This window comes from Acidovorax sp. NO-1 (assembly GCF_000238595.1).
In the GTDB taxonomy this organism is placed as follows: domain Bacteria; phylum Pseudomonadota; class Gammaproteobacteria; order Burkholderiales; family Burkholderiaceae_C; genus Acidovorax.
The window spans coordinates 1-2139 of sequence record NZ_AGTS01000073.1; the positions used below are offsets into that span (position 1 = coordinate 1).

The 2139-nt window shown below is 62.2% G+C and carries 2 protein-coding genes; both read right to left on the bottom strand.

Annotated elements, in window-relative coordinates:
* Window positions 1-187: 187 nt before the first annotated feature.
* A complete protein-coding gene (locus KYG_RS08550) occupies window positions 188-1588 on the bottom strand; it encodes a type II toxin-antitoxin system HipA family toxin (protein WP_008904470.1) in 1401 nt (466 codons plus the stop codon).
* Window positions 1588-1896 (bottom strand): helix-turn-helix domain-containing protein, encoded by a 309-nt coding sequence (locus KYG_RS23240; protein WP_008904471.1) that lies wholly within the window; start codon window positions 1894-1896, stop codon window positions 1588-1590. The genes KYG_RS08550 and KYG_RS23240 overlap by 1 nt, the downstream gene beginning before the upstream one ends.
* Window positions 1897-2139: the final 243 nt, after the last annotated feature.

Consider the following 2139-nt stretch of genomic DNA (forward strand, 5'->3'; position numbering starts at 1 on the left):
TTAACGCCTCCAGGTTATCGCCATGAATGATGCGGTTATCGGTGCTGTTCGCCGGAGTGCCTTCAGGCGCGCGAAAGCTCGACACCTTGTTGAGCACCCGAAAAGGCACATCGAGATGGTGATTCACCACCTTGTCTTTTCCGACCCATTGCAACGTTGGCATGTTGTTGTTTTCCTCTGATTCAAGTTACCGCTGACCCAACAAGGGCGAACGGCCGATTTTTTCTTGCGGGCTCACGAGCTTCGGCGGCGCAGAAAACCCCTCGAACGCCTCTCCCGCCTGCCAGTCCCCCACCGCATACACCCGCGCATCGCGCAAACCCTGCACGCCCTCGGCCCAGGCCATCAGCATGCGTTTGCCAATGTCTGCAAACCCTGGGTGCTGCGCCATGGCCTGGCGCACCTGGGGCGCCACGTCGGCAACGGCGTCGCTGATGGCTTGCACCATGTGCTGTTGCTCTTTGGGCTGGATGCCAAACGTGGCAGCGATGAACTTTTGCAGGTTTTTACCAGGCGCCCAGGTGCGTTTGCCCATGAAGTCGATAGCGGGCGGGTTGTGCTGAAAGCCAGCGTACACGCTGGTGGTGAGCATGTCGTAGGCGGGTGACAAGTGGGCGTTGGCCCGGCTGGTGTAGAGCAGTGCCAGGTTTTTGGCGTGGCAGTCGGCATTGCGCAGGGCATACGTCAGCAGCAAGGTGGTGGCCAGCTGGCGATAGGTGGCCAGCCGCTGTGCGCCGGGCACGTGGTCGCGCACGGCTTTGGCGATGCGTTCCCAGGTGGTGTCGTATTTGGCGGCGGGGCGCAGGCCGAGAAGGCTGCAAAAGTCTTCCATGCCCCACAGCGGCTGGCCGTGCTCATCCACATCAAAGCGGTGCACCACCAGGGCCTGGCCGTCGTCCGACACTTCGGTCAGGGCGGCGGGCATGACGCGGCGGGCGACTTGCATGCACAGGTGCTCGTTGAGCGCAACAAAGGGCAACTGGGCGCTGGAGCCTTTGATGATGTGGCGGCGGGTGGTGAGGCTGGCTTTTGGGTGGGGGGCGAGTGGAGCGCGGAGTGGGTGTGGGGCTTCGACAGGCTCAGCCTGAACGGTTCGGGGTGAGGTTTCGGCCTGATAGGACGCGGCGGTGGTTTGCGCGTCCAGAAACTTGGGCACCACGCCCGATACGCCGCTGGTGGCGTGCTGGCGCACCAGCGCGGCGAAGGCGGCTTCGGAGTTGTCGCCTTTAAGCAGCGCGGCCACTTCGATGGGCTGGGCAGGTTCATTGAGCTGCGCGCCGGACGCGGCAACCTGCAGGCGGCCCACCATGTTGCGGCCGATGACGGACAGCAAAGCGATGGGACTGGCGCCAATGTGCGGGCCAAACTGTTCTTGCAACACCTGCAGCAGGTAGCCTTCGGGCAGGTTCATTTGCAGCACGGGCGGGAGCTGGTCGTCCCACACGTAGCTTTCCAGCCGCACGGGCATGGTGAGGGAGACAAAATCGTCTGCGGCGACGTGCGGGTGGTAGGTGAGCACGCTTTTGAAGTCGCCGGACTGTTCCAGCGTGGCCACTTCGCGGCCCAGCACGTAGACGGACAACTGCATCACCGGCTCTCCGATGTATTGAAGGTGCCGGGGGCGCTGGCCGCACGGGGGGCCAGGGTCTGCGCGCGTTCGCGGCGCAGTTCGTCCAGGTTGCCTGCCTGGCCTTGCACCACGATGTCTAGCTCTGCACCCAGCACGGCCAGCACGGCCAGCAGCTTGCGTGAGCCAAATTCGGCCGACCGGCCACGCTCGAAGCGCGACAGGGATTCCGCCGTGACACCCGCCTGGGCCGCGACCTCGCCTTGCTTGAGGCCTAGCAGTTTGCGGCGTGTGGCGACCGCTTCGCCGAGTTCTTGAAGGGTTTGCAATTGATATTTGAATCAAAACTTCGAGCAAATATAGCTTGTTTTGATATTTACATCAATTATTGCTGAACGGATTTTGCAAGTGATCCGCAGCATGGGCCCATCCCCCAGTCAGCGCCAACAACAAAGGCAGCCGTAGCTGCCTCTGCAGGGTGGATGCCAGATTGAGAACGTTTTTGCCGTCCAGCGCTTGCCCATCGAGCGCCACCAGCTATCAAATCAGAAGCTTTCCCAGTCTTCATCGCT

Bases quoted from the DNA above. Each gene is read 5' to 3' on its own strand.
- KYG_RS08550 (WP_008904470.1), bottom strand. From the start codon at position 1,588: ATGCAGTTGTCCGTCTACGTGCTGGGCCGCGAAGTGGCCACGCTGGAA.